This window comes from Streptomyces sp. NPDC002888 (assembly GCF_042888465.1).
GTDB lineage: Bacteria > Actinomycetota > Actinomycetes > Streptomycetales > Streptomycetaceae > Streptomyces.
Genome location: NZ_JBIAPU010000004.1, coordinates 350,673 through 376,214, shown reverse-complemented (window position 1 = coordinate 376,214; position 25,542 = coordinate 350,673). Strand labels below are relative to the sequence as shown.

Below are 25,542 nucleotides of genomic sequence, written 5' to 3'. Positions count from 1 at the left end.
TGCGCCCCGGTGCCCCTTACCTCGGAAGGACAGGGCAACCGAGAGCTCGAGGGAGCACCCATGCGACGTACCGTCCGGCTGCTGACCGGTACCGCGCTCGCCGTCGCCACGGCCGGCGCGGTCGCCGCGCCCGCGTACGGCGGTGACACCGGCGGCCGCCTGGAGGTGTTCCCCTCCACGGTCGTGCCGGGCAGCGACGTCACGGTGGACACCACCGCCTGCGGCGACGGCGGTACGGCGACCGGCGACGCCAGCGCGGTGGGCGCGGGACACTTCACGCTCGCGCCGACCACCCACGAGGACGAGGCGATCGGGCGGTTCCGGGTGCCGCCGAGCGCGCAGCAGGGGACGTACGAGATCGACGTGACCTGTACCGAGGGCGGGCGGTGGGTCACCGGCGACCTGGTGGTGACGCTGTCCTCCGAGCGCGCCCAGGTGTATCCGCGAGGAAGTGTGAAGACGGGGGTCGGCGGCGCCCTGGGCCACGACCCCGGACAGACCGCGGCCGGTGTGGCGGCTCTCGCCGTCGCCGCCGCGGGCGGTACCTGGCTCCTGCATCGCCGGGCGAGAGGCGACGGGATCTGACGGACACCCTCCGCTGTCCGTCCGCCGGTACCGCAAGTCCCCTCCCCCTCCGGGTCCGACGCCCCTCGCGGCCCGGAGGGGCACGGGGTTCCGCCACGCAGGAGGGTGCTTCCAGATGCGCAGGGTCGGCAACACCGCGATAGCGGCCGTCACCGCGGTCGCCCTCTGCTCGGGTGCCTGGCTGCTGAGCAACGGCTCCGAGACGCACGCCCCGCCGCAGCCCACGGCGGCCGAGGCCCGCTCCGGGCACCTCGACCCGCGTTCCGCCCCGGCGCTGGCGCCCTCTCCTCCCGACCGCATCCGCATCCGCTCGATCCGCGTGGACGCTCCCCTCATGGGCCTGCGCCTGACCCGGACCGGCAGCCTGGACGTCCCGCCGGCGGAGAAGAAGAACCTGGCCGGCTGGTACGAGGCCGGCACCACCCCCGGTGAGAGCGGCACGGCGATCGTCGCCGGACACGTCGACAACGCCGAGGGGCCCGCCGTCTTCTACGGCCTCGGTGCCCTGAAGAAGGGTGCCGTCATCGAGGTGGACCGGCGCGACGGCGGGGTCGCGGTGTTCGCCGTGGACGCGGTCGAGGTGTACGACGCGCGGGACTTCCCCGACGAGAAGGTGTACGGGGCGGCGCGGCGGCCGGAGCTGCGGGTGATCACGTGCGGTGGGGGTTACTCACGGAGTACCGGTTATCAGGGGAACGTGGTCGTCTTCGCGCACCTCACCGGGAGTCGGTGAGTCGTTCAGTATGTTCTCCTTGCCCCACGCGCCGAGCGGCGCCAGCGCCTCGTTGAGGGCGGCGCCCCGGGGCGTCAGCGAGTACTCCACACGCGGCGGCACCTCGTCGTACGCCTCGCGGTGGACGATGCCGTCCGCCTCCAGCTCCCGCAACTGCGCCGCGAGCACCTTCTCCGTGACTCCCGGCAGGCCCCGGCGCAGCTCGCCGAAGCGGCACGGGCGCTCGTGCAGCGCCCAGAGGACGAGCACCTTCCACTTGCCGCCGATCACGTCCATCGCCGCGTCGATCCCGCAGACGTACGCCCCCGGCCGCCGTCCGACCGCCATGCCCGCCCCTCCTCCTGCCTGGACCCTTTCCCGGCGGTAACCACCCACTCCCAAGTACGTACTTGAGCGGGCCGCTCCCCTGCGACGAGCCTAGTCGCCATGACCGACAACGCACCCGTCCAGCCCACTCCCCTCACCCTCCTCGGCACCGGCGCCATGGGCACCGCCCTGGGCCGCGCCTGGCTCGCCGCCGGCCATCCGCTCACCGTCTGGAACCGCACCCCCGCCCGCACCGGCGCGCTGGCCGCCGAGGGCGCCACGGTCGCCGCGACCGCCGCCGACGCGGTGGCCGCGAACCGGCTGGTCGTCGCCTGTCTGCTCGACGACGCCTCGGTCGGCGAGGCCCTGGAGGACGCCGGCCTGACCGGCCGGGACCTGGTGAACCTCACCACCGGGACACCGGCCGAGGGCCGCTCCCGTGCCGCGTGGGCCAAGGCGCGCGGCGCGCGTTTCCTGGACGGCGGGATCATGGCCGTACCGCCGATGATCGGGGCGCCTCAGAGCGGGGCGTACGTCCTCTACAGCGGCTCGGCCGCGCTCTTCGAGGAGCACCGGGAGACTCTCACCGTCCCGGCCGGGACCACGTATGTCGGTGCGGACCCGGGGTTCGCCGCGCTGCACGACGTGGCGCTGCTGAGCGGGATGTACGGCATGTTCGCGGGCGTCACACACGCCTTCGCGCTGATCCGCCGGGAGGACATCCCGCCGAAGGACTTCGCGCCGCTGCTCGTGTCGTGGCTGCACGCCATGGCCCCCATGGCGCACACCGCCGCCGAACAGTTGGAGAGCGGCGACTTCACCAGGAACGTCACCTCCAACCTGGCCATGCAGGTCGCGGGCAGCACGACCCTGCTCCGCACGGCCGAGGAACAGGGCATCAGCCCGGAGCTCCTGACCCCGTTCCTGGCCCTGATGCGGCGCCGCCTGTCCGAGGGCCACGGCGACGAGGACACGGCGGGGCTGGTCGACCTGCTCGCGCCCGGGGAGAACTGAGGGACCGAGCGAGCGGCTCCCACGCTCCCCACTGCGTGATCGCGACCCTGGGGACGGGATACATGGTTAGTCCATCGACCTGAGCGTCTTCTGAGGTTCCCGGGATCTCACAGCCCGCCCCCACCGTGCCCCGGGAACCCTCACACTCCCGCCACGGCCCCGCTGAGGGCAGCGTTCCTCGCGGGAAACAACCGTGATGCCACCGGGTAACGTCGGCACCGCACGCTCAAGGACATGACCTCGAATACGCGTGTGGTGGTGATCGGCGCCGGCCTCGCGGGCGTACGTCTCGCCCGGCGGCTCGGTGAGCTCGGCACGCCCGCGCTGCTCGTCGGCGAGGAGGAGCACCGCCCGTACAACCGGGTCCTGCTCGCCGAGGTGCTGGCCGGACGCTACAGCCCGGACGTGATCGCCCTCCCGGCGCCCGCCGGACTGACCCGCGCCCGGGTCGCCGGCATCGACCGCGAGGCACGCACCGTGGCCTGCGCCGACGGCTCGGTGATCGCATACGACACGCTGGTCCTGGCCACCGGGTCCAACCCCGTGCTGCCGCCGCTGCGCGGCCTGTTCACACCCGACCACCTCCTGCCCGAGGGCGTCCACGCGTTCCGCACGATGGACGACTGCCTGGGCCTGTCGAAGGCGGTGCGTCCGGGAGTGCGGGCGGTCGTCATCGGCGGCGGACTGCTCGGCGTCTCCGCCGCCCGCGCGCTGGCCAAGCGCGGCGCGCAGGTCGTCCTCGCCCAGCAGGCCGAGCGGCTGATGGAGCGCCAGCTCGACCCGACGGCCTCCAAGCTCGTCCGGCGGCACCTCAAGGACCTGGGCGTCGAGGTGCACACCGAGTGCCGCGTGCGGGACGTGCGCTGCGTCGGCGGCGCGGTCCGCTCGGTGGAGATGGCCGACGGGTACGCGCTCGACGCCGACCTCGTCGTCCTGGCCTGCGGGGTCCACCCGCGCGTCGGTATCGCGAAGGACGCGGGGCTCGCCATCCACAAGGGCGTCCTCGTCGACGACGAACTGCGCACCTCCGACCCGCACATCCGGGCCATCGGCGACTGCGCCCAGCACGAGGGCACCCTCTACGGACTTGCCGCGCCCGCGCTCGAACAGGCCGACGTCCTGGCCGAGCTGCTGGCCGGCGACACCACCGCCCGTTACACCGGCACCCGTTCCCTGACCCGGCTCACCCTCGCCGGTCAGGACTTCCTCGACCTTGCCGCGTTCGGCGAGACCGAGCCCCGCCCCGGCGACGACGTCGTGCAGCTCGCCGACGCCACCCGGGGCACCTACCGCAAGGTCGTCGTCCGCGACGACCGCCTGGTCGGCGGGGTCCTCGTCGGCGAACTCGGCACCGTCGGCGCGCTCGCCCGCGCCTGGGAGGGAGCAGAGCCGCTCCCGTCCGACGGCGGCCCCCTGCTCCACCTGCTCACCAACGACGGAGGCTCCTGATGTCCACGACCCCCACGATCGTGCTCGTCGGCCATGGCATGGTCGGCCAGCGCTTCCTCGAAGCGCTCGCCGAGCGCGGCCTGACCGCCACGCACCGCGTGGTCGTGCTGTGCGAGGAGCCGCGTCCGGCCTACGACCGCGTCCAGCTCACCTCGTACTTCTCGGGCACCACGCCCGAGGAGCTGTCCATGACGGACATGGCGTTCATCGCGGAGCACGGCATCGAGCTGTACGTCGGTGACCCGGCGGAGACGGTCGACCGTGAGGCGCGCAGGGTCACCGCCCGCTCCGGTCTCGTCGTCGACTACGACGTGCTGGTCCTGGCCACCGGCTCCTACCCGTTCGTCCCGCCGGTCCCGAACAAGGACGCCGAGGGCTGCTTCGTCTACCGCACGATCGAGGACCTGCTCGCGATCGAGGAGTACGCCAGGACCCGCACGACCGGTGCGGTGGTCGGCGGCGGTCTGCTCGGCCTGGAGGCCGCGGGCGCGCTGAAGGGCCTCGGACTCACCAGCCACATCGTGGAGTTCGCGCCGCGCCTGATGCCGGTGCAGGTCGACGAGGGCGGCGGCGCCGCGCTCCTGCGCACGATCGAGGACATGGGCCTGAGCGTGCACACCGGTGTGGGCACGCAGGAGATCGTCGTCGGCGAGGACGGCGCGGTCACCGGCATGAAGCTGTCCGACGGCTCCGAACTCGCCACCGACCTGGTGGTGTTCTCCGCCGGTGTCCGCCCCCGCGACCAGCTGGCCCGCGACTGCGGTCTGACGGTCGGCGAGCGTGGCGGCATCACGGTCGACGAGCAGTGCCGCACGGTCACCGACCCGCACGTCTTCGCGATCGGCGAGTGCGCGCTGGCCTCCGACGGCCGCGTGTACGGCCTGGTGGCGCCGGGTTACGAGCAGGCCGAGACGGTCGCGGCGACCATCGCCAAGGATGAGGCCGCGTTCACCGGCGCCGACCTGTCCACCAAGCTGAAGCTGCTCGGCGTGGACGTGGCGTCCTTCGGCGACGCGCACGGCACCGCCGAGGACTGCCTCGACGTCGTCTACTCCGACTCGCGCTCGGGCCTGTACAAGAAGCTGGTCATCGGCCGCGACGGCACGCTGCTCGGCGGCATCCTGGTCGGCGACGCGGAGGCGTACGGCACGCTGAAGGCCTTCACCGGCTCGGTCCCGCCGGTCTCGCCCGAGTCGCTGGTCCTGCCCGCCGGAGCGGGTGAGGGTGTCCAGCTGGGCCCGTCCGCGCTGCCGGACGAGGCGGTCATCTGCTCCTGCCACAACGTCACCAAGGGCGCGATCCGCGGCGCGGTCACCGACCACCAGTGCACCACCGTCCCCGAGGTCAAGAAGTGCACCAAGGCCGGCACGGGCTGCGGCTCCTGCGTCAAGGTGCTCGGCCAGCTGGTCACCGCCGAGCTGGAGGCCAGCGGCGTCGAGGTCGACAAGGGCCTGTGCGGCTGCTTCTCGCAGACCCGCGAGGAGCTGTACGAGATCGTCCTCGCCCTGCGCATCAACACCTACCAGGACCTGCTGGACCGCTACGGCCGCGACGACGCCCGGGGCGGCGACGGCTGCGACATCTGCAAGCCGGCGGTCGGCTCGATCATCGCCTCCCTCGCCCCGACCATCGGCGCGAGCGGCTACGTCCTCGACGGCGAGCAGGCGGCGCTGCAGGAGACCAACGACCACTTCCTCGCCAACCTCCAGAAGAACGGCTCGTACTCGGTCGTCCCCCGTATCGCCGGCGGTGAGATCACCCCCGAGGGTCTGATCGTCATCGGCGAGATCGCCCGCGACTTCGGCCTCTACACGAAGATCACCGGCGGCCAGCGGATCGACATGTTCGGCGCGAGGGTGGAGCAACTCCCCCTCATCTGGACCCGGCTGGTGGACGCCGGCTTCGAGTCCGGCCACGCCTACGGCAAGTCGCTGCGCACGGTGAAGTCCTGCGTGGGCCAGACCTGGTGCCGCTACGGCGTCCAGGACTCCGTCCGCATGGCGATCGACCTGGAGCTGCGCTACCGGGGCCTGAGGTCCCCGCACAAGCTCAAGTCCGCCGTCTCCGGCTGCGCCCGCGAGTGCGCCGAGGCCCAGTCGAAGGACTTCGGCGTGATCGCCACCTCCAACGGCTGGAACCTGTACGTCGGCGGCAACGGCGGCGCCACCCCGCGCCACGCGGACCTCCTCGCGCAGGACCTGTCCGACGCCGAGCTGATCCGCCTGATCGACCGGTTCCTGATGTTCTACATCCGCACCGCCGACCGCCTGGAGCGGACGTCCACCTGGCTGGAGCGGATCCCCGGCGGCCTGGACCACGTACGGGACGTGGTCGTGGAGGACTCGCTGGGCATCTGCGAGGAGCTGGAGTCTCTGATGACGGCCCACGTGGCGCACTACCGCGACGAGTGGGCCGAAACCATCAACGACCCGGAGAAGCTCGCCCGGTTCGTCTCCTTCGTCAACGCGCCCGACACGCCCGACCCGGTCGTCGGATTCGTCCCCGAGCGCGACCAGATCAAGCCCGACCTGCCGCTGCTCAGCATCGGCATGCGACCCACCGAAGACGTCCTGGAAGGGAGCGCCCAGCGATGACCCTGGCACCCGAGACCACCGACCTCAAGATCCAACTGCGCCTCGACGACGACTGGTTCACGGTCTGCGAGCTCAGCCAGCTGATCCCCGGCCGGGGTGTGGCCGCGCTGCTGCCCGACGGCCGCCAGGTCGCCCTGTTCCGCGACCGGGCCGGCGAGCTGTACGGCATCGACAACCGCGACCCGTTCATCGGCGCGGCCGTCCTCTCCCGCGGCCTCACCGGCACCCACGAGGGCCGCCCCTTCGTCGCCTCGCCCCTGCTCAAGCAGCGCTTCGACCTGCAGAGCGGGCAGTGCCTGGACGACGAGACGGTCACGGTGACCGCGTACGAGGTGCGCGCCCACTGAGGCGTCCGCAGAAGTTCCACAGCAGAAGTTCCACAGCCGGAGACCGGCGCCCGAAGCTCCTGAGCCGCGGAGCTTCGGGCGCCGGTCTCCGGCTTCCTGCTGGCTGCTGCGCTTCGTGCCCTCAGCGGAGGGTGACCTCCAGCGGTCTCGGGGGCCGGTAGGACGGTGGTGAGGGGGCGCCGTCCCCCCGGTCCGGGGCGGGGGACAGGAGGATCACCGCGTCGAGGCCGCCGCGCGGCGCCCGTCGCAGGACCGCCTCGCCGCCGCCGGCGTGCGCGAGCCGCTGCACCAGCGCGAGGCCCAGGCCCGTACCGCCCTTGGGGGCGTCGGGGGCCCGCCAGAAGCGGTCGAAGGCGCGGCGGCGCTGTTCCTCGGTCATGCCGGGGCCCTCGTCCATGACGTGCAGCTCGACCCGGGCGGGGCCCGCCGGGCGGTGAGGGTGGAAGTGGTGCGGGAAGCGGCGTTCGTGCGGAGCGGGGCGGCGCAGGTCGATGGAGACGGTGGAGCCGAGGGGTGCCACGCGCAGGGCGTTGGAGAGCAGGTTGTCCAGGATCTGCTCCACCGCTCCGGGCACCGCCAGCACCTCCCCCGCGTAGTCGCCCACCAGCACGAGCCGTACGCCGTGCTGCTCGTACAGCGGGTCCCACGCCCGGTACCGCTCCCCGCACACGCCGTCCAGGTCCACCGGCTCCCGCACGGCGGCGCTCTCGTCGAGCCGGGCCATCGCCAGCAGCCCCTCGACCATCCGGGCCAGCCGGTCGGTCTCGGTCATCGCCGCGGTGAGACTGCCCCGGGCGTGCAGGGCGATGTCGGACTCCAGGTTCTCCAGGCGCAGCCGCAACGCCGCGAGCGGGGTCTTGAGCTGGTGCGAGGCCTCACCGGCGAAGGCCCGCTGGGAGGCGAGGAGGTGTTGCAGGCGGGCCGCGGTGTGGTTGAAGGCGGCCGCGAGAGAGCGGACCTCGGGCGGGCCCTTGGTGATGCCCACCGGGGTCGCCGTGCCGCCGTCGGCCAACTCGCGGGTGGCGAGCTCCAGTTCGCGGATGGGACGGCCGGTCCAGCGGGCGATCGCGAAGCCCACGACGGCGACGGCGGCGAGGACCGCGAGTCCGCCGAGGATCAGCAGCAGCCAGACGTGCTGGACGCGTTCGACCACCATGTGGGTCGGCACGGTGATCCGGACGGCGCCCTGCTTCAGGGCTCCGTGCTTCACCGGGGACGCCACCGCGATGTACTCGACACCGCCGATCGTCGAGGTGCGCACGTCGACCGAGGAGGTGCCCCGCAGCGCGGCCGCGATGCCGGGCCGGGAGGCCAGGCCGTTCGACTCGGCGGCGTCCAGCCGGTGCGAGGTGGCCAGCAGCTTGCCGGAGCGGTCCACGATCAGCACCTTGCCGCCGATGCGCTCGGCACAGTGGACCGCCCGGTCGGGCAGGTCCTGCGCCTCGCTGCCGGCGGAGATGGACAGCGAGGCGTACGCCGACACCGACTCCGCCTCGTCCTTCGCCGCGTTGACCACCCGCTCCAGCTCGCCCCGCGAGTAGACGAAGCCCAGCGGGATCTCCAGGCAGAGCAGGACCAGGGCGGTGAGGGCGAGGTAGCTGAGCAGCAGCCGACGGGTCATCGATAGGCCGCCGGTCGACCGGACGCGGGCCGCGCCGCCGGCGGCCCCGTCTGCACCGCCAGCCGGAACCCGACCCCGCGCAGCGTCTGGATCCACGCCGAGTTGCCCAACTTCCGCCGCAGCGTCGCCACATGGACGTCCAGCGTCTTGGTCGGGCCCTCGTAGTGCGGATCCCACACCCGGTCGAGGATCTGCTGCCGCGAGTAGACCGCCCCGGGGTCCTCGGTGAGCAGCGCGAGCAGCTCGAACTCCTTGGGCGTCAACGCGACGGGCGACTCCCCGACCCACACCTGACGGGTACGGCGGTCGACCACCAGGGGACCGGGGGCGTTGCCGGCACCGGGGAACGGGGTCGGGTTCGGGGCCGGGGTCGGTCCGGGGGTGCGGACGGGCTCGGAGAAGCGGCCGGTGTCGAAGGGGCCGGTCTCGAAGCCCCGCGGGGGCGTGAAGTGCCGGTTCGCGTCGACGGGTTCGTACGCGGGACCACCGGACGGCTCGCCGGCCGCCGCCCCGCCGAACCGCTCACCGCTCGAACTCCGCGCGCCCGGCACCTCGTTCCACGTCCCGTGCGTCTCACTCCCGCCCGCACCCGCCCCGTGGCCCTCCGTCCCCCCGAACTCGCCCCCGCTTCCCGGCGCTCGTTGCGTCCGGCGGGTCACCGCCCGTACCCGAGCGACCAGTTCACGCATGCTGAATGGTTTCGCCAGATAGTCGTCGGCACCGAGCTCGAGGCCCAGGACGCGGTCCGCCTCCTCGCCGCGCGCGCTGAGGATGATGATGGGGACGTCGGAGGTCTGCCGGATGCCGCGGCAGACGTCGATGCCGTCCACGTCCGGCAACCCGAGGTCGAGCAGGACGACATCGCCGTACGGCCCCCTCAACCCCTCCGTGCCGGTGCGGACGTGGTCCACCGCCAGTCCGAAGTGCCCGAGGCCTTCGATGAGGGGTTCCGCGATCGTCTCGTCGTCCTCGATGAGCAGCACTCGTACGCCCATGCGTTCCCGTCTCTCCGTGACCAATTCCGCCGTGGAGTTGACACGCTACAAGAGCCGTCAATGGCACGTCGCCTGGATCCGGTCGACTGTGAGCAGCCGCTCAAAACCCTTCCGGACAAAGTTTGTTGCATTCCTGTCCGCGTTTTAGTGTTCCCCTAACCTTCGCCTTGATCACGCTCCTCTACGGTGAGGACAACCTGGTCGCTCCCCCACTGTGACCAGGTCAAACACCTGCCGGGAGGAACCGTGAAGGCATTGCTGGACCGCGCCCGCTCTTTCAAGCGACGGGTCGACTTCGAAAGCGGCGAATACCGGAAACTGGCCGAGGGACAATACCCCGAGGCATTGTTCATTACCTGCTCGGACTCACGGGTCATACCCGCCCTGATCACGGGCGCGCGGCCCGGAGAGATATTCGAGCTGCGGAACGCGGGCAATATCGTTCCGCCGCATGGCCGGCCGGGCGCCTCCGGCGAGGCGGCCACCATCGAGTACGCACTGGAGGTGCTCGGCGTTCAGGACATCGTGGTGTGTGGTCATTCCCACTGCGGTGCGATGGGCGCCCTCAAGTCCGGCGACGACCTCTCGGCCCTGCCCGGCGTCGACGCCTGGCTGGAGCTGGCCCGCCCGCGGCTGACGCCGGTCCTGGACGGAGACGTGCGGGACCCGTCGCTGCCGGACGTGGCCCAGCTGAACGTCATCAATCAGCTGGCCGTGCTGCGGAGTTACCCGGCGGCCCGGCAGCGCATCGAGGAGGACCGGCTGCGGCTGCACGGCTGGTACTACGAGGTGGACACCGGTCAGGTCCACGAGCTCGACGCGGACGGCCGCTTCCGGGTGCACGCGGCATGAGCGGCTCGCACCGGAGGCATGCGCGCGGCCGCTCGGGTCCCGGCGAGGCGGGCGGCGGGGGGTGGGTGAACGACACCGGCTCCCAGCGGGCTGTGCCGTCGCATCCTCCGGACGACTGGGCGACACCGGGGTACCCCGACGCGTGGAACACACCTCCGGGTGAGGACGCGTGGGCGACGTCGCCGGGCGGGGACACACGAACATCCGCGTTCCAGGATGCCTGGTCGACGTCCCAGGGCCAGTCGGGCAGGGACGCGTGGTCGACACCTCAGGGACCGTCGGGCCAGGACCCGCGGTCCACCCCCGCTGACCAGAACCCGTGGGAGGGAACCGCGTTCCAGGACGACTGGGCGGCACCCCCTGCCCACGAGGCGCGCCGGTCCCGTACGGACGCCGTACGGCCCGGCGCGCCCGCCGCCGAGAAGCCGTCACGGATGCCCAAGCTCCCGAGGGCACCCAAGATGCCCGGTGCGTCCAAGACCCCCGGCGCGCCCAAGGGCGATCTGGCCACCGAGATCACCGCGTCCCTCGTCGTCTTCCTCGTCGCCCTCCCCCTGTGCATCGGCGTGGCCGTCGCCTCCGGCGTCCCGCCGGAGCTCGGCATCATCTCCGGTGTGATCGGCGGCCTGGTGGTCGGCGCGGCCAGGGGCAGCACCCTCCAGGTCAGCGGCCCGGCCGCCGGCCTCGCGGCGCTCGTCTCGGAGACCGTGCTGGAGCACGGGGTGGCGATGCTCGGCGTGATCGTCCTGTTCTCCGGCATCCTGCAGATCGTCCTCGGCCTGGTCCGCTTCGGCCGGTTCTTCCAGGCGATCTCGCTGGCCGTCGTCCAGGGCATGCTCGCGGGCATCGGACTGCCGCTGATGTTCAGTCAGGCGTACCCGGTGGCCGACGCCAAGGCCCCCGGTACCCCGATCGAGAACATGCTGGGCATCCCCGGCCTGCTCGCCGACACTTTCTCGAACCCGCAGACGGTGATCGCGGCCGGCCTCGGCATCGTCACGGTCGTGCTCAGCTTCCTGTGGAAGAAGGTGCCGGGCCCGATCAAGAAGATGCCCGCGGCCCTGGTCGCCGTGGGCATCGGCATCGCGGTCGCCGCGCTGCCCGGCGTCGACGTGAAGACCCTTCAGGTGGGCAACCTGCTGGCCTCCGTCGACGTACCCGGCGCGGAGCAGTTCGCCGGTCTCGCCGACGCCGGCATCATCACCGCGATCCTCACCTTCACGGTGATCGCCTCGGCGGAGTCCCTGTTCACCGCGGCCGCGGTGGACCGTATGCACGACGGCCCGCGCACCCGCTACAACCCCGAACTCATCGCCCAGGGCGCCGGCAACACGATCGCGGGCCTCCTCGGCGCGCTGCCCATCACGGCGGTGGTGGCCCGCAGCTCGGCGAACGTCCAGGCGGGCGCCAAGACCCGGATGTCCCGCACCCTGCACGGCCTGTGGCTGCTGGCCTTCGCGCTGCTGCTGCCGCAGGTCCTGGCCCTGATCCCGATCTCGGTCCTCGCGGGCGTCCTCGTGCACAGCGGCTGGAAGCTCTTCGCGCCCGAGCAGTTCCCGAAGATGTGGCGCCAGGACCGGGGCGAGTTCGCGGTCATGACGATCACCACGCTGGTCATCGTGGCGACGGCCCTGCTGGAGGGCGTCCTCGTCGGCCTCGCCGCGGGCATCGTCCTCGCCGCCGTGCGCATGTCGCAGACGGTCATCAGGCAGCACGTCGAGGAGGACACGGCGAAGGTGGTGATGGCGGGCAACGCGACGTTCCTGCGTCTCCCGCAGGTCATCGAGGCCCTGGAGGCCGCCGCCGAGTCCGCCAGGCCGCGCATCCGTCTCGACCTCACGGGTGTCACCCACCTGGACCACGCCTGCCGCAGCCAGGTCGAGGAGTTCGTGACCCAGCAGCGCGGCAAGGGCCTGCGCGTGGAACTCCTGATGCCGGGCCCGGCGAAGGCGGCATCCTCCGACGGACCGGAGCAGGAGACCGCACCCCGTACCGTGCCCCGGCCCCAGCGCCCGGCCACCGCATCGACGGACACCGGCCCGCTGCCCGGCCCCACCGCCGAGTGGTTCTACCTGGACACCCGCCCGATGCCGGACGAGTACGCGGACCAGTACGTGTCACGCTGACGGAGCCCGCGTGCGTAACCTGCGGTTCTCCCGCAGGTCACGCACGCGGGGACCTCTGTACCACCCTCGTGCCGGATGATTCGACCGGTCCGAACGAGCGGACTCACGCCTTGAGGGCGTCGTAGGACACCCCGGTCAGCCTCTCGGAGGCGCCCCAGAGCCCGCGTGCCGCCCTGTCGTCGCGCGTCCAGCGCGCCCGCGGGGACGGTGCGGGTGCCCCGCGCCACATGGCGATGGACGGGCCGGTGAACGAGTCGGGGCGCACGCCGGGCGCGGTCGCCGCGTACAGGATGGGCAGTGCGCCCGCCTCCGCCGGCTGGGCGATGACCCGGTTGCCGAGCTCCACCAACCGCTCGGCGGCCCGGCGCCCTTCGGCGCGCACCCCGGCGGTCTGCAGGTTGGTGGCGGCGTACCCGGGGTGGGCGGCGGCCGCGACCAGGTCGGCGCCGGCCGCGTCCAGCCTGTGCGCCAGCTCGCGCGTGAAGAGCAGGTTGGCGGTCTTGGACCGGCCATAGGCGATCCAACGCCGGTAGCGGAGCTCGCTGTTGAGGTCGCGCGGGTCGAGGTTGCCGAGCAGGTGCATCATGCTGGAGACGGTCACGACCCGGGCACCGGGCGCGGCGAGCAGCGTCGGCAGCAGCAGCCCCGTCAGGGCGAAGTGGCCCAGGTGGTTGACTCCGAACTGCGTCTCGAAGCCGTCCGCGGTCGTCCCGTACGGCAGCGCCATCACCCCGGCGTTGTTGACGAGGAGGTCGATCCGCTCGTACGGCAGCGAGGCCGCGAACTCCCGTACGGAGGCGAGGTCGCCGAGGTCCAGTCGCCCCAACTCCACCTCGGCGCCGGGCACTTCCCCGGCCAACTGCTCGACCGCCGCCTTGCCCCGCGCCTCGCTGCGGCAGCCGAGCACCACCCGGGCCCCCTTGCGGGCCAACTCCCGTGCGGTGACGTAGCCGAGGCCGCTGTTGGCTCCGGTGACGACGGCGGTACGCCCGCTCTGGTCGGGGATGTCGTGCGCGTTCCAGCCGGCCATGGCTGTGCTCCCTCCAGTTCGTGATCCTCAACCCTAGGGTGCCTTGCCACCTGCCCGTCACGGCGTGGCCACGGAGCGTCCATCCCGCGCCCCTAGCGTCCCTCAGCGCGCGACCCCGTCGCCGACCGGTGGCGGGGCGATCACGACACCCCCTTGGAGTGAGCGTGGAACGTCGTACCCTCCTGCGTGCGGCCGTCCTCGGCGGCTCGTCCGCCGTGCTCGGCGGAACCCTGTGGCGCGGCGCCGCGTACGCCGCCCCCGCCCAGCCGGGCCCCGGCCCGTACGGGGCGCTCGGCGCGGCGGACGCGAACGGCATCAGGCTGCCCGCCGGGTTCACCAGCCGGGTGATCGCCCGCTCCGGGCAGGCGGTGCCCGGCACGTCGTACACCTGGCACAACGCTCCCGACGGCGGCGCCTGTTACGCCGACGGCACGGGCTGGATCTACGTGTCGAACTCGGAGATCAACCCGTCGGGCGGCGCGAGCGCGGTGCGGTTCTCGTCGGCCGGGGCGGTCACGGGGGCGTACCGCGTGCTGTCCGGGACGCGGCAGAACTGCGCGGGCGGGAAGACGCCGTGGAACACCTGGCTGTCCTGCGAGGAGGTCGACCGCGGGTACGTCTACGAGACCGACCCGTGGGGAGTGAAGGCGGCGGTGCGCCGGGACGCCATGGGCCGCTTCAAGCACGAGGCCGCGGCGGCCGACCCCGTCCGCAAGGTGGTCTATCTGACGGAGGACGTGACGGACGGCTGCTTCTACCGCTTCAAGCCCACCACCTGGGGCGACCTGTCGGCCGGCACGCTGGAGGTCATGGTGGCCGGCACCGGCACCAGCGGCCCGGTCAGCTGGGCGCGGGTCCCCGACCCGAGCGGCGCGACCGCCACCCGTAGCCAGGTCTCCGGCGCGAAGCACTTCAACGGCGGCGAGGGCTGCCACTACGCGAACGACACCTGCTGGTTCACCACGAAGGGCGACAACAGGGTCTGGCAGTACGACGCGGTCGCCCAGACCATCGAACTCGCCTACGACGACTCCCTGGTGACCGGCGGCACGGCCCCGCTCACCGGCGTCGACAACGTCACGGGCTCGGCCTCCGGCGACCTGTTCGTGGCGGAGGACGGCGGCAACCTGGAGATCTGCCTGATCACCCCGGACGACGTGGTCGCGCCCTTCCTGCGCGTCGGCGGCCAGTCGTCCTCGGAGATCACCGGGCCCGCCTTCTCCCCGGACGGCACGCGGCTGTACTTCTCCAGTCAGCGGGGCACCAGCGGGAGCTCGTCCGGCGGGATCACGTACGAGGTGACGGGGCCGTTCCGCTCGTAGGCAGGCGCCTGCGATATTGAAAGGAACCTGACAGGTCGGGATCGGAACAGGGGTGGACCGCGGCTCGTTACGACCGAACGAACTGCAAACTGGAAGTAAAGCCATGCGTCCGGTGTGGCCGCAGTTCACGGAGTTGTCGAGTCCGCCGTCCACCCCCACCCGGAGGCCCGAACAATGACGCAGACCCCTTCCCGTCGCACGTTCCTCGGCGGCGCCGCCCTCGCCGCGCTCGCGGCGGCGACCGCGACCGCCCCCGCGACCGCGGTTTCCGCCCCCTCCTGGCCGACGGAGTTCCCCCTCCCCGACGGCTGGCTCCCCGAGGGCATCGCCATCGGCAGCAAGCCGTACGCCTACCTGGGCTCCCGCGCCACCGGCGCCGTCTACCGCACCGACCTGCGCACCGGCGAGGGCAAGGTGCTCTACCCGGGCGGCACCGGCCAGGTCTCCGTCGGCCTGAAACTCGACCACGACGGCCTGCTGTACATCGCGGGCAACACCGGCGTGGCGAGGATCGTCGACTCCCGCACGGGTGAGGCGGTGAAGACGTACCGGCTCACCGACCCCACCGGCCACTTCATCAACGACGTCACCCTGCTCGGCGATCGCGCCTGGTTCACCGACTCACGCGACGCGACACTCCACGGCGTGCCACGCGGCCGTGACGGCGAGGTCCGCGCCCTGCCGCTCACCGGAGACTGGACGCAGACACCCGACGTCAACAACGCCAACGGCATCGTCGGCACACCGGACGGCCGCGGCCTCATCGTCGTCAAGAGCTCCCCCGGCGAGCTCTACAACGTGAACCCCAGGACCGGCCACGCCACGAAGATCACCCTGGTCGGCGCGGCCGACGTGGTGAACGGCGACGGCCTGTACCGCATCGGCCACACGCTGTACGTCGTCCAGAACCGCCTGAACCTCGTCAGCGTCTGGTCCCTCGACCACCCCGCCACCACCGCCACCCTCACCCGCACCATCACCGACCCCCGCTTCGACGTCCCCACCACCGCCGCCCGCTTCGGCAACCGTCTCTACCTGGTCAACGCCCGCTTCACGAGCCCCCAGACCCCGGAGACGACGTTCAACGCGGTGGCGGTCCCCCTCTAGCCCTCCGTACACAACAGTCACGGAACGATCACTTCATCTTCACAGTCGCGAGCACGGCATTTACGGTCATCCCCTCACGCACCAGCCCTGGGGGGACGACATGACCAACCCGTACACCGCACCGCCCATGCCGCAGCCCTCTTCCGGGCCCGCTCCCAAGTGGGCCCGGAAGCGCTACGTCCTGCCCGCGCTCGCCCTCGCCCTCTTCGTCGGCGCCGGCATAGGCAGCGGCGACGACGGCACCACGACGCAGGCCAAGCCCCTGGCCGCCAAGCCCCAGCCGACGGTGACGGTCACGACCACCGCCACCGCGACGGAAACAGCCACCCCCGAACCGGCCACCACGGTGACCGCCACGGAAACCATCAAGGTCAAGGTCACGAAGACCGTCACCGCCGAGCCGGCCACAGACACGGACTCGGACTCGGCCTTCGACACGAGCTCCGGATCCGGTGGCAGTGACTCCGCCAGCGTCTACTACCGCAACTGCAGCGCGGCCCGCGCCGCCGGCGACACCCCCCTGTACACCGGCGACCCGGGCTACGACCGCCACCTCGACCGCGACGGAGACGGCGTGGCCTGCGAGTGAGCCCCGGGCAGGCGAGGCGCGGCGCACCGGCACGGTCCGCCTCAGCCGCCGAGCCCCGCTCCCGCGGGAGCACCGGATCCGGCCGAGCCGGCTTCCTCGGCGTCGGCGTCTGTCGGCGCCGAGGCGGCCGTGCCCCGGTTCAGCCAGACCAGGAGGATTCCGAGAGTGCAGGCGATCGCCGGCCAGTAGACGTAGCGGTAGTTCGTCGCCGGCATGATCGGCAAATAGCCGAGAATGTAGGCCGCCGAGCTGATGCCCAGCGCCCGGATCGGCATCGAGAAGGCCCCCCTGCCCGGGCGGACGGACAGCACGAGCGCGAGGGCGAGCCAGAACCACCCCCGGAAGAGCGGCCGTAGATCCGAGACCGCGCCGTTGACGTACGTGTCGAGCAGGTCCTCCAGCCGGATGTGGGACACCGTCAGGCCGAGGTCGTTGCTGCTGACCCCAGGGTGGTACGGATAGCCGGTCGCGAAGAGAAGCTTGGTGAAGAGCAGCGCCCGGTACTGGAGATAGCCGGGCACGTGACCGCTCATCTCGCGCATCCACAAGGACGTGAGCCGGCCCGAGTCCCCGATCAGCCCGTTCGCCGGACGGTCGTAGCAGGTCCAGTAGGCGTCCGAGAGTGAACCGATGCGGTCGCATTTCTGCGCCGCGGCCACGAGGCGGTCCCGGAGATCCGGTGACACGTCCGCCGCCCGCAGTTCCTTCACGGTCAGGACGTGCACCAGGTCGTCGATCATGATCTGCGCGACTTGCTTCGTCCGTACGGGTCGCTCGATCCAGGAGATGGCGGCGGTGGGGACGGCGAGTCCGACCACGAGTGCCACTGTGGCGATGACCCACGTCCGGAGCCCGGGCCGGGGCCACCAGGCACGAACGAGCATGACGAAAACCGGAATCGCGGCGAAGAACGCGTTCTTGCGCACCAACATCGCATAGGCGAGGAAGAGCACGCCCAGCCCGAAGAGGCCCCACCGCAGCGCGGGCCGGGCGCGACCGCCTCTCGGACTCAGCCCGACGAACGCGACCGCGGTGGCGGCGAGCAGCGCGACCGCCATGTGGACGTCCTTCCACACCACCCCGACGAACGTGAGCACCTGGGGAGTCAGCCCGAGACCGAGGACGGCGAGCGAACCGAAACGGCTCCCGGTCGACTCCCAGACGCACCAGGCCGTCACCCAGAGCGCCGCCCAGAAGATGACGGACTGAAGGACCGCCATGGACGCGGGCGAGCCGGTCACCGCGATGAGCGCGCGCCACACCAGGCTCAGGACGGGTGGATGCCAGTCGGTCAGCGGCTTCTTCCCCGTCGCCTGCCGGAGTTGGTCGAAGCTGTCGGGACTCATGTACCCGGGGGCGAAGACGACGGTCGTGGCCAGGCAGCACGCTGCGGCGATGACGGCCGACCCCCAGACCCAGCGCCATTGACCCCAGATCCGTCGCATATGTCCCATATGCCGGATGCTAACAGTGTGTGACGAAGACGTAGCGCCGGTAGGCGAAGAAGCGGAACAGCGTGGCCAGGACCCAGCCGGAGATGCGCGCGACATTGTCACCGAGGGCGGATTCGAGCCCGATCAAATGCCGTGACAGAAAGACCGTGCCGGCCGTGATGGCGACGCCGACGATGTTCACGGAGAGGAACAGGGCCAGCTCCTGGGTCACGTTCCCGCACCACCGGTGACGGTAGGTCCAGTAACGATTCCCGACCCAGCTCAAAACCGTCGCGACGCCGGTCGCCATCACGGACGCCAGGACGGGCGCCATCCGCATCGGCCCGCCCACCTCACCCCCGGGGAGACCGAAGACGAGCAGGTTGTAGCCGCCGTTGTCCACGACGAAGGCCAGCGCCCCGACGACCCCGAACTTGGCGGCCTCGCGCCAGACGGCCCCGATGGCGTCACGCATACGCAGCGTCAGAAGCGCGAGGACCGACACAAAGCGAGCGTAACGACGCGGCGCGCCCTCACGGGGTCAGACTCGCCAATACCGCATAATTTCCTCTCATATGACATCAAATTGATCGAGGAGTGCTCGTGAGACCGACGATCGCGTGTGTCGTGCCGTGTCACAACGAGGAGGCGGCCGTCGGCAAGGTGGTCTGCGATCTGAGGGCGGCGCTACCCGAGGCCGGCATCTACGTGTACGACAACGCCTCGACCGACCGCACGGTGGAGGTCGCCCGCGAGGCGGGCGCGATCGTTCGACAGGAGCCCCGCAAGGGAAAGGGCAACGTCATCCGGCGCGCCTTCGCCGATATCGACGCCGACGCGCTGCTTCTTATCGACGGTGACGACACGTACGACGCGTCACGCGCGCGCGAGATGGTGGACCTGCTCTTCGAGGGGCCCTACGACCAGGTCGTCGGCGCGCGCCGCGAGACGGTCAGCGGTGCCTACCGGGCGGGGCACGCCGTCGGCAACAAGCTGCTCACCGGGGCGGTGCGGTCCCTGTTCGGCAACGACGTGACGGACATGCTGAGCGGCTACCGGGTCCTCTCCCGACGCTTCGTCAAATCCTTCCCGGCGCTCTCTCGCGAGTTCGAGACCGAGACCGAGATGACCGTCCACGCACTCCACCTCCGACTCCCCATGGCGGAGGTGGTGGTGCACTACCGGGTCCGACCTGCCGGAAGCAAGAGCAAACTGCGCACCTACAGAGACGGCCGGCGCATCCTCTGGGTCATCTTCAACCTGGCCCGCCGCGAGCGGCCCTCGCTCGTCCACACCGTGACTGCGGGTCTGCTCGCCCTCGTCTCGCTCGTCCTCGGCATCCCCGTCATCACCGACTTCATCCGGACGGGCACCGTCCCGCGCTTCCCCACGGCTGTCCTCGCCGCCGCGATCATGACCATCGCGGCGCTCGTCCTGCTCGTGGGCTACATCCTCGAGTCGATCACGCACATGCGCCAGGAACAGTCCCGCCTCGTCCACCTCGCCTACCCGGCACCGCTCCGCTCCCCGCACCACACCGGCCAGAGGACCGGCGTCGGCCCGGTCCCGATCCGGAAAGCCTCCAGCAACTCACGACCCCACTGAGGTCGGGCGTGCCGCAACTCACGTACAAGGCCACGAACTGGGCCTTGGGCGGAGGTGCCCGCGGGTGGATGATGCGAGCCGTGCATGAACTTGGCGCGGTCGGCCCGTACGAGCGGCGTTATCGTCCCACGACGGCCACGGCGAAGGCCCTGGCGGTCCTGGGGCTCGCCATCGCATCCACGTTGGTGTTGCCGTTCTTTCCCTGGCTGGTCAAGGCGCTGCTCGTGGGGTATTTCGCGGCGGTCATCCTGAAGATCCTTTACAGTGTCGCCAACGGCGGAGTGGCCTTCCGCGCGGACAGTGCGGGCGTCACGCTCGGCGTGATTCTGACGCGCTTCCGCAGGACGACGGTGTTCATCCCGTGGACGGACATCGACGAGATCAGACTGTGGGAGCTCCCCCTCGACCGCCGACGGCTTCCGTATCTCACGGTGGTACGGCGTCCGGGTGCGCCCGACCTGCCTGCCGGGCCGTTGTTCGACCGGCTCAGGACGCCATCGGGCATGGACCCGCGCACGAACAGGGTGATGACGACGTGGACGCTCGACGTCGGCCGCCTCCGCACGGTGATGGCCCAACTGGCGCCGGACGTACGGCTGGTGGAAGGACGTACGCCCCGCCGACAGCGTCCATCCCCTCGACGGCGGCGATGACTACCTCTCGAAAACGGTGGCCGTCGGGGTGCTGCCGACGCTGCTCGGACTCTGGGCGTGGACGTATCCGGCGCGACGGCGTGAACCGAGGCGCGCGGCCTTCCTCACCGTCCGTATGCAACTGTTCGACCATGACCAGCGACTACGACCGCATCCGCACCGGTATCGAGTTCATGACCGCCTACGTGTCCGGAGACGACCTGCTGTCAGCGTACGTGGCGGAGCGGCGACGCGAGGATCCCATGGCGACCGAGGCCCTGATGGATGGCACGGCGGCCCTGTGCGCCCAACTACTGCGGGCGACGTCCCGGATGACGGGAAAGACCGAGCACGAGATTCTGCAGGAGTTGGCCCGGGGCACCCACCGACATGAGCAGCAGTCCGGCGACTGACCGTGTCACGTGGGGGTGTCAGCCGGCCTTGGAGAGCAGGTGCGGTGCACAGGTCGCGCTCGCTTCCATCCGCTGCTTCTTCGACAGGTTGACCATCGCCCTGCCGCCCACGGTCTTCCGCGCGGTGGAGTCGCTGTGCGGCAAGTACAGCCAGTACGAGGACTTCCCTCCCGAGGGTCCTGTCGTCGCCGTCCGGGTGGAGCGGTGGAGCGGCTGGGCCTTCACTCAGCAGCGCCGGACACGGGGAAGGGGCGGCACCCCCGCACAGGGTGCCGCCCCTCCTCTTGCGTGCCGGAGCCGCGGCGTATCGGTGAGGGTCGGTCGGGGACACGACCGCGGCTCCGGGGAACGGGGAGGTCAGCGGTGGTCGCTGCCCTCCGACTGGGTGGCCGCGCGGCCCGCTTCGAGGCGGGCGACCGGAATCCGGAACGGGGAGCAGGAGACGTAGTCGAGGCCGACCTCGTGGAAGAAGTGGACCGACTCCGGGTCGCCGCCGTGCTCGCCGCAGACGCCGAGCTTCAGGTCGGGGCGGGTCGCGCGGCCGGCCTCGGCCGCCAGCTTGACCAGCGAGCCGACGCCGTCCCTGTCGATCGTCTCGAACGGGGAGACGCCGAAGATGCCCTTCTCCAGGTACGCCGTGAAGAAGGAAGCCTCCACGTCGTCGCGGGAGAAGCCCCACACCGTCTGCGTCAGGTCGTTCGTGCCGAAGCTGAAGAACTCCGCCGCCTCCGCGATCTGACCCGCCGTCAGCGCGGCGCGCGGGAGTTCGATCATCGTGCCGATCGCCAGCTTCAGCTGCGTACCCGTCGCCGCCTCGACCTCCGCGACGACCTGGTCCGCCTCCTCGCGGACGATCTCCAGCTCCTGGACCGTGCCGACGAGCGGGATCATGATCTCGGCGCGCGGGTCGCCCTTGGCGTTCTTGCGCTCGGCCGCGGCCTCCGCGATGGCGCGGACCTGCATCGTGAACAGACCCGGGATGACCAGGCCGAGGCGCACGCCCCGCAGGCCCAGCATCGGGTTCTGCTCGTGCAGGCGGTGCACCGCCTGGAGGAGGCGGAGTTCGTTCTCGTGGGGTTCCTGTCGGGACTCCGCGAGGGCGACGCGTACCGACAGCTCCGTGATGTCGGGCAGGAACTCGTGCAGCGGCGGGTCCAGGAGACGGACCGTCACCGGCAGGCCGTCCATCGCGGAGAACAGTTCCACGAAGTCCTGCTTCTGCAGCGGGAGCAGCTCCTTCAGGGACTCCTCGCGCTCGGCCTCCGTGTCGGCCAGGATGAGGCGCTCGACCAGCTCACGGCGGTCGCCGAGGAACATGTGCTCCGTACGGCACAGACCGATGCCCTGGGCGCCGAAGCGACGGGCGCGCAGTGCGTCCTCGGCGTTGTCCGCGTTGGCGCGCACCCACAGCCGGCGCTTGCGGTCGGCGAACGCCATGATCCGGTGCACGGCCTCGACCAGTTCGTCGGCGTCGTGGGCGCCCGCGTGCATCCGGCCCTCGAAGTACTCCACGACGGGGGACGGGACCACCGGCACCTCACCGAGGTACACCTTGCCGCTGGAGCCGTCGATGGAGATGAGGTCGCCCTCCTCCACCACATGCCCGCCCGGCACCGTCATCCGACGCCGCTTGGTGTCGACCTCGAGCTCCTCCGCGCCGCAGACACAGGTCTTGCCCATGCCGCGCGCGACCACCGCCGCGTGGGACGTCTTGCCGCCGCGCGAGGTGAGGATGCCCTCCGCGGCGATCATGCCGTCGAGGTCGTCGGGGTTGGTCTCCCGGCGGACCAGGATGACCTTCTCTCCGGAACGCGACCACTTCACGGCCGTGTACGAGTCGAAGACCGCCTTGCCGACCGCCGCGCCCGGCGAGGCCGCGATGCCCCGGCCGACCTTCTCGACCTTCGCGTCCTCGTCGAAGCGGGGGAACATCAGCTGGGCGAGCTGGGCGCCGTTGACGCGCTGGAGCGCCTCCGCCTCGTCGATCAGGCCCTGGTCCACCAGCTGCGTGGCGATACGGAAGGCCGCGCCCGCCGTGCGCTTGCCGACGCGGGTCTGGAGCATCCACAGCTGACCGCGCTCGATGGTGAACTCGATGTCGCAGAGATCCTTGTAGTGGTTCTCCAGGGTCTCCATGATCTGCATCAGCTGGTCGTACGACTTCTTGTCGATCCGCTCCAGCTCGGCGAGCGGGACCGTGTTGCGGATGCCCGCGACCACGTCCTCGCCCTGCGCGTTCTGGAGGTAGTCGCCGTAGACGCCCTGGTGGCCGCTGGCCGGGTCGCGGGTGAACGCCACGCCCGTGCCCGAGTCGGGGCCCAGGTTGCCGAAGACCATCGAGCAGATGTTGACGGCCGTGCCCAGGTCCCCGGGGATCCGCTCCTGGCGGCGGTACAGCTTCGCGCGGTCGCCGTTCCAGGAGTCGAAGACCGCCTTGATGGCGAGGTCCATCTGCTCGCGCGGGTCCTGCGGGAAGTCCCGGCCCGCCTCGGTCTTGACGATCTTCTTGAACTTGGTGACCAGCTTCTTGAGGTCGGCCGCCTCCAGCTCGGTGTCGACCGTGACCTTCTTGGCCTCCTTGGCCTTCTCCAGCGCGTCCTCGAAGAGCTCGCCGTCGACGCCGAGGACGGTCTTGCCGAACATCTGGATGAGGCGGCGGTAGGAGTCCCAGGCGAACCGCTCGTCGCCGGCCTGGTCGGCCAGGCCCTTCACCGACTTGTCGGAGAGGCCGATGTTCAGGACGGTGTCCATCATGCCGGGCATGGAGAACTTCGCGCCGGACCGGACGGAGACGAGGAGCGGGTTGTCGGCCTGGCCGAGCTTCTTGCCCATCTTCGCCTCGAGGGCCACGAGGTGTGCACTCACCTCGTCACGCAGTGCCGCCGGCTCCTCGCCGCTGTCGAGGTAGACCTTGCACGCCTCGGTGGTGATCGTGAACCCCGGCGGGACGGGAAGACCCAGATTGGTCATTTCCGCGAGGTTTGCACCCTTACCGCCGAGGAGGTCCTTGAGGCTCTTGTTGCCTTCGGTGAAGTTGTAAACGAACTTCACGCCCTCAACGCTCTCTCCGCGCTCAGCTACCTGGGGATCTTTGTTTTCCGACACGGGTCTCGACTCCTCGAGGACGCGGTGGCTGCCCTGACGGCCAGGAACATACCCAGATCGAAGGCTCCTGGGTACGTCCACTTGTGCGTCATGTGCCTGTAACCAGTTGCCCGCCACCGGATCGAAAGTCAAAGCTTGGCAAGCAGTGACCGGCGTTTGTTTTCACTTCTTGAACACAGCAACTCTCACGAACCGCCTGCATTGCTCATATGAGCGACTTCCGGCACGTCTGAGTTCGATCGATGAACGATCAAGGGGTGGCACTGAGTGCCACCCCTTGGAGAAGTGCAGCCGACCAAGATCCGCTCATCTGAGCGCAACCCTTATCAGGGGTGGTGAGAATCACGCTGCCACAGGCGCCGGGATTTCACCATGCGGACGTGCCTCGGACACGCCCCAGGACCGCAACACGCCGGTCACACACCCATCGCCAGCAGCCGTTCCTCCACCCGCTCGGGCGCGTACAGGTGCTCCACGACCAGCGCCCCGGCGCCCACCAGCCCGGCCCGTTCCCCCAGCCGCGAGGTCACGACCTCCAGATGCGCCGTGGACCGTGGCAGCGCCCGCTGGTACAGCAGCTCCCGCACACCCGTGAGGAAGGCCGTCCCCGCCAGGTCCCCCGCGATCATCAGCACCCCGGGGTTGAGCAGCGTCACGACCGTCGCCAGTACGTCCCCGACGCTGCGCCCCGCCTCACGGGCCAGCGCGGCCGCCTCCGGATGCCCGGCCGCGAGCAGGTCCCGCACATCCGAGCCCGACGCCGCCCGCACCCCGCCCTCCGCCAGCCGCCGCGCCACGGCGCCTCCGCTGGCCACGGCGGCCAGACAGCCGTAGGAGCCGCACCGGCACAGCGCCTCCGCGCCCACCCGGATGTGCCCGATGTCCCCGGCTCCCCCGTCGACGCCCCGGAAGATCGAGCCGTCGACGACGACGCCCGCGCCGATGCCGGTGGAGACCTTGACCAGGACGAACGCCGAGCAGTCCGGGTGTCCGGTGCGCTGTTCGCCGTACGCCATGAGGTTCGCGTCGTTGTCGACCAGGACCGGTACCGCGCCGGCACCCGTCCCCTCGGTGAAGGCCCTGGCCAGGCGGCCTCGTATGTCGTAGCCGTCCCAGCCGGGCATGATCGGCGGCTGGACGACCCGCCCGGTCTCGCTGTCGACCGGGCCCGGCACCGCGAGCCCTATGCCGCACACCTCCTCCGCACGGTGCCCGGCCTTCTCCAGCAGCTCGGCGAACCAGCCGCCCAGCTCGCCCAGCACCACGTCCGGGCCGTCCTCGACGGCCAGGATGCCGCTGTGCTCGGCGAGGATCTCGCCGGTCAGGGACAGCACCGCCGCGCGCGCGTGCCGGGTGTCGAGGTCGGCGGCGAGGACGACCGCGTGGGCGTCGTCGAACTCCAGGGTGATCGACGGACGGCCGCCCAGCGGCGAGTCGACGGGGCCGCCCGCGCCCTCGCGCAGCCAGCCCGCGCGGAAGAGGCGGTCCAGGCGCTGACCGACCGTCGCGCGGGAAAGTCCGGTCACCTGTTGGAGTGCGCCGCGTGTGGTGGCCCGGCCGCTGCGGACGAGTTCGAGCAGGTCGCCGGCGCTCGCCTGGCTCCCGCCCTTGGCGGCCCTTCCGGTCCTGCCCGGCCGTCCGGTCATGCGCACCCCCTTGTGTTCCTCAAGCTTGCATTACATAT

23 protein-coding genes are annotated in these 25,542 nt (G+C 71.1%); 14 read left to right on the top strand and 9 right to left on the bottom strand.

Annotation, left to right across the window (positions count from 1 at the left end; translation table 11 throughout):
- The first annotated feature begins 60 nt into the window (after window positions 1-60).
- Entirely contained in the window at window positions 61-585 is a 525-nt protein-coding gene (locus ACFYWX_RS09295; protein ID WP_389423353.1) for a hypothetical protein, read from the top strand.
- Window positions 586-700: 115 nt separating this feature from the next.
- Window positions 701-1,318 (top strand): class F sortase, encoded by a 618-nt coding sequence (locus tag ACFYWX_RS09290; RefSeq protein WP_389423352.1) that lies wholly within the window; start codon window positions 701-703, stop codon window positions 1,316-1,318.
- Here ACFYWX_RS09290 and ACFYWX_RS09285 read toward each other — a convergent pair.
- Window positions 1,256-1,645, bottom strand: coding sequence for a winged helix-turn-helix transcriptional regulator (locus tag ACFYWX_RS09285; protein ID WP_389423351.1), 390 nt, complete (start codon window positions 1,643-1,645; stop codon window positions 1,256-1,258). The two genes, ACFYWX_RS09290 and ACFYWX_RS09285, sit on opposite strands and share 63 nt — an antisense overlap.
- A 99-nt stretch (window positions 1,646-1,744) precedes the next feature.
- Here ACFYWX_RS09285 and ACFYWX_RS09280 point away from each other — a divergent pair, with 99 nt between their 5' ends.
- The 4 genes from ACFYWX_RS09280 to nirD all read left to right on the top strand — a co-directional run bounded on the left by ACFYWX_RS09280 (window position 1,745) and on the right by nirD (window position 7,028).
- A complete protein-coding gene (locus ACFYWX_RS09280) occupies window positions 1,745-2,638 on the top strand; it encodes an NAD(P)-dependent oxidoreductase (RefSeq protein WP_389423350.1) in 894 nt (297 codons plus the stop codon).
- 234 nt (window positions 2,639-2,872) lie between these two features.
- A complete protein-coding gene (locus tag ACFYWX_RS09275; protein WP_389423349.1) occupies window positions 2,873-4,087 on the top strand; it encodes an NAD(P)/FAD-dependent oxidoreductase in 1,215 nt (404 codons plus the stop codon).
- Window positions 4,087-6,681 (top strand): nitrite reductase large subunit NirB, encoded by a 2,595-nt coding sequence (gene nirB, locus ACFYWX_RS09270; RefSeq protein ID WP_389423348.1) that lies wholly within the window; start codon window positions 4,087-4,089, stop codon window positions 6,679-6,681. The genes ACFYWX_RS09275 and nirB overlap by 1 nt, the downstream gene beginning before the upstream one ends.
- Window positions 6,678-7,028: a nitrite reductase small subunit NirD gene (gene nirD, locus ACFYWX_RS09265; RefSeq protein WP_389423347.1), complete on the top strand. Its 351-nt coding sequence runs from the start codon at window positions 6,678-6,680 to the stop codon at window positions 7,026-7,028. The genes nirB and nirD overlap by 4 nt, the downstream gene beginning before the upstream one ends.
- Before the next feature lie 121 nt (window positions 7,029-7,149).
- Here nirD and ACFYWX_RS09260 read toward each other — a convergent pair whose 3' ends face one another.
- A complete protein-coding gene (locus tag ACFYWX_RS09260) occupies window positions 7,150-8,649 on the bottom strand; it encodes an ATP-binding protein (protein ID WP_389423346.1) in 1,500 nt (499 codons plus the stop codon).
- Window positions 8,646-9,644 (bottom strand): winged helix-turn-helix domain-containing protein, encoded by a 999-nt coding sequence (locus tag ACFYWX_RS09255; protein ID WP_389423345.1) that lies wholly within the window; start codon window positions 9,642-9,644, stop codon window positions 8,646-8,648. Before ACFYWX_RS09255 ends, ACFYWX_RS09260 begins: the two co-directional genes overlap by 4 nt.
- Before the next feature lie 246 nt (window positions 9,645-9,890).
- On the opposite strand from ACFYWX_RS09255, the gene ACFYWX_RS09250 reads away from it, so the two are divergent.
- Together ACFYWX_RS09250 and ACFYWX_RS09245 are read left to right on the top strand one after the other, a co-directional pair.
- The gene (locus ACFYWX_RS09250; RefSeq protein ID WP_389423344.1) at window positions 9,891-10,496 is read left to right on the top strand and encodes a carbonic anhydrase; all 606 of its coding nucleotides are present in this window, start codon (window positions 9,891-9,893) and stop codon (window positions 10,494-10,496) included.
- 461 nt (window positions 10,497-10,957) lie between these two features.
- Window positions 10,958-12,622 carry a SulP family inorganic anion transporter gene (locus tag ACFYWX_RS09245; RefSeq protein WP_389423419.1) on the top strand — a complete coding sequence of 555 codons (1,665 nt, stop codon included), beginning with the start codon at window positions 10,958-10,960 and terminating at the stop codon, window positions 12,620-12,622.
- Between the two features lie 103 nt (window positions 12,623-12,725).
- Here the strand turns inward: ACFYWX_RS09245 and ACFYWX_RS09240 are convergent, their stop codons facing one another.
- On the bottom strand, window positions 12,726-13,652 hold the full coding sequence (locus ACFYWX_RS09240) for an oxidoreductase (RefSeq protein ID WP_389423343.1): 927 nt from the start codon (window positions 13,650-13,652) through the stop codon (window positions 12,726-12,728).
- Window positions 13,653-13,816: 164 nt separating this feature from the next.
- On the opposite strand from ACFYWX_RS09240, the gene ACFYWX_RS09235 reads away from it, so the two are divergent.
- The 3 genes from ACFYWX_RS09235 (at window position 13,817) to ACFYWX_RS09225 (ending at window position 16,670) form a co-directional block, all read left to right on the top strand.
- Window positions 13,817-14,974: an alkaline phosphatase PhoX gene (locus tag ACFYWX_RS09235; protein WP_389423342.1), complete on the top strand. Its 1,158-nt coding sequence runs from the start codon at window positions 13,817-13,819 to the stop codon at window positions 14,972-14,974.
- A gap of 174 nt (window positions 14,975-15,148) precedes the next feature.
- Entirely contained in the window at window positions 15,149-16,081 is a 933-nt protein-coding gene (locus ACFYWX_RS09230) for an SMP-30/gluconolactonase/LRE family protein (protein ID WP_389423341.1), read from the top strand.
- A 100-nt stretch (window positions 16,082-16,181) separates the two neighbouring features.
- Window positions 16,182-16,670, top strand: a complete 489-nt coding sequence (locus tag ACFYWX_RS09225; protein WP_389423340.1) for an excalibur calcium-binding domain-containing protein — start codon at window positions 16,182-16,184, stop codon at window positions 16,668-16,670.
- Between the two features lie 41 nt (window positions 16,671-16,711).
- Here the strand turns inward: ACFYWX_RS09225 and ACFYWX_RS09220 are convergent, their stop codons facing one another.
- Window positions 16,712-18,124 (bottom strand): hypothetical protein, encoded by a 1,413-nt coding sequence (locus ACFYWX_RS09220; RefSeq protein WP_389423339.1) that lies wholly within the window; start codon window positions 18,122-18,124, stop codon window positions 16,712-16,714.
- A 10-nt stretch (window positions 18,125-18,134) separates the two neighbouring features.
- Window positions 18,135-18,608, bottom strand: coding sequence for a GtrA family protein (locus ACFYWX_RS09215; protein ID WP_389423338.1), 474 nt, complete (start codon window positions 18,606-18,608; stop codon window positions 18,135-18,137).
- A 92-nt stretch (window positions 18,609-18,700) separates the two neighbouring features.
- On the opposite strand from ACFYWX_RS09215, the gene ACFYWX_RS09210 reads away from it, so the two are divergent.
- The 3 genes from ACFYWX_RS09210 (at window position 18,701) to ACFYWX_RS09200 (ending at window position 20,753) form a co-directional block, all read left to right on the top strand.
- Window positions 18,701-19,708 carry a glycosyltransferase family 2 protein gene (locus ACFYWX_RS09210; RefSeq protein WP_389423337.1) on the top strand — a complete coding sequence of 336 codons (1,008 nt, stop codon included), beginning with the start codon at window positions 18,701-18,703 and terminating at the stop codon, window positions 19,706-19,708.
- A gap of 80 nt (window positions 19,709-19,788) precedes the next feature.
- On the top strand, window positions 19,789-20,361 hold the full coding sequence (locus ACFYWX_RS09205) for a hypothetical protein (RefSeq protein WP_389423336.1): 573 nt from the start codon (window positions 19,789-19,791) through the stop codon (window positions 20,359-20,361).
- Between the two features lie 131 nt (window positions 20,362-20,492).
- Complete coding sequence (locus ACFYWX_RS09200) at window positions 20,493-20,753, top strand: hypothetical protein (RefSeq protein WP_389423335.1); 261 nt, start codon at window positions 20,493-20,495, stop codon at window positions 20,751-20,753.
- Window positions 20,754-20,771: 18 nt separating this feature from the next.
- On the opposite strand, the gene ACFYWX_RS09195 is transcribed toward ACFYWX_RS09200, so the two are convergent.
- The 3 genes from ACFYWX_RS09195 to ACFYWX_RS09185 all read right to left on the bottom strand — a co-directional run bounded on the left by ACFYWX_RS09195 (window position 20,772) and on the right by ACFYWX_RS09185 (window position 25,504).
- The gene (locus ACFYWX_RS09195; protein WP_389423334.1) at window positions 20,772-20,897 is read right to left on the bottom strand and encodes a hypothetical protein; all 126 of its coding nucleotides are present in this window, start codon (window positions 20,895-20,897) and stop codon (window positions 20,772-20,774) included.
- A 213-nt stretch (window positions 20,898-21,110) separates the two neighbouring features.
- Complete coding sequence (gene ppdK, locus ACFYWX_RS09190; protein ID WP_389423333.1) at window positions 21,111-23,858, bottom strand: pyruvate, phosphate dikinase; 2,748 nt, start codon at window positions 23,856-23,858, stop codon at window positions 21,111-21,113.
- 416 nt (window positions 23,859-24,274) lie between these two features.
- The gene (locus tag ACFYWX_RS09185) at window positions 24,275-25,504 is read right to left on the bottom strand and encodes an ROK family protein (protein ID WP_389423332.1); all 1,230 of its coding nucleotides are present in this window, start codon (window positions 25,502-25,504) and stop codon (window positions 24,275-24,277) included.
- Window positions 25,505-25,542: the final 38 nt, after the last annotated feature.

Bases quoted from the DNA above. Each gene is read 5' to 3' on its own strand.
- ACFYWX_RS09280 (WP_389423350.1), top strand. From the start codon at position 1,745: ATGACCGACAACGCACCCGTCCAGCCCACTCCCCTCACCCTCCTCGGC.
- ACFYWX_RS09245 (WP_389423419.1), top strand. From the start codon at position 10,958: ATGCCCGGTGCGTCCAAGACCCCCGGCGCGCCCAAGGGCGATCTGGCC.
- ACFYWX_RS09275 (WP_389423349.1), top strand. From the start codon at position 2,873: ATGACCTCGAATACGCGTGTGGTGGTGATCGGCGCCGGCCTCGCGGGC.
- ACFYWX_RS09225 (WP_389423340.1), top strand. From the start codon at position 16,182: ATGACCAACCCGTACACCGCACCGCCCATGCCGCAGCCCTCTTCCGGG.
- ACFYWX_RS09220 (WP_389423339.1), bottom strand. From the start codon at position 18,124: ATGGGACATATGCGACGGATCTGGGGTCAATGGCGCTGGGTCTGGGGG.
- ACFYWX_RS09285 (WP_389423351.1), bottom strand. From the start codon at position 1,645: ATGGCGGTCGGACGGCGGCCGGGGGCGTACGTCTGCGGGATCGACGCG.
- ACFYWX_RS09295 (WP_389423353.1), top strand. From the start codon at position 61: ATGCGACGTACCGTCCGGCTGCTGACCGGTACCGCGCTCGCCGTCGCC.
- ACFYWX_RS09255 (WP_389423345.1), bottom strand. From the start codon at position 9,644: ATGGGCGTACGAGTGCTGCTCATCGAGGACGACGAGACGATCGCGGAA.
- ACFYWX_RS09240 (WP_389423343.1), bottom strand. From the start codon at position 13,652: ATGGCCGGCTGGAACGCGCACGACATCCCCGACCAGAGCGGGCGTACC.
- ACFYWX_RS09290 (WP_389423352.1), top strand. From the start codon at position 701: ATGCGCAGGGTCGGCAACACCGCGATAGCGGCCGTCACCGCGGTCGCC.
- nirD (WP_389423347.1), top strand. From the start codon at position 6,678: ATGACCCTGGCACCCGAGACCACCGACCTCAAGATCCAACTGCGCCTC.
- ACFYWX_RS09200 (WP_389423335.1), top strand. From the start codon at position 20,493: ATGACCAGCGACTACGACCGCATCCGCACCGGTATCGAGTTCATGACC.
- ACFYWX_RS09260 (WP_389423346.1), bottom strand. From the start codon at position 8,649: ATGACCCGTCGGCTGCTGCTCAGCTACCTCGCCCTCACCGCCCTGGTC.
- ACFYWX_RS09230 (WP_389423341.1), top strand. From the start codon at position 15,149: ATGACGCAGACCCCTTCCCGTCGCACGTTCCTCGGCGGCGCCGCCCTC.
- nirB (WP_389423348.1), top strand. From the start codon at position 4,087: ATGTCCACGACCCCCACGATCGTGCTCGTCGGCCATGGCATGGTCGGC.
- ACFYWX_RS09185 (WP_389423332.1), bottom strand. From the start codon at position 25,504: ATGACCGGACGGCCGGGCAGGACCGGAAGGGCCGCCAAGGGCGGGAGC.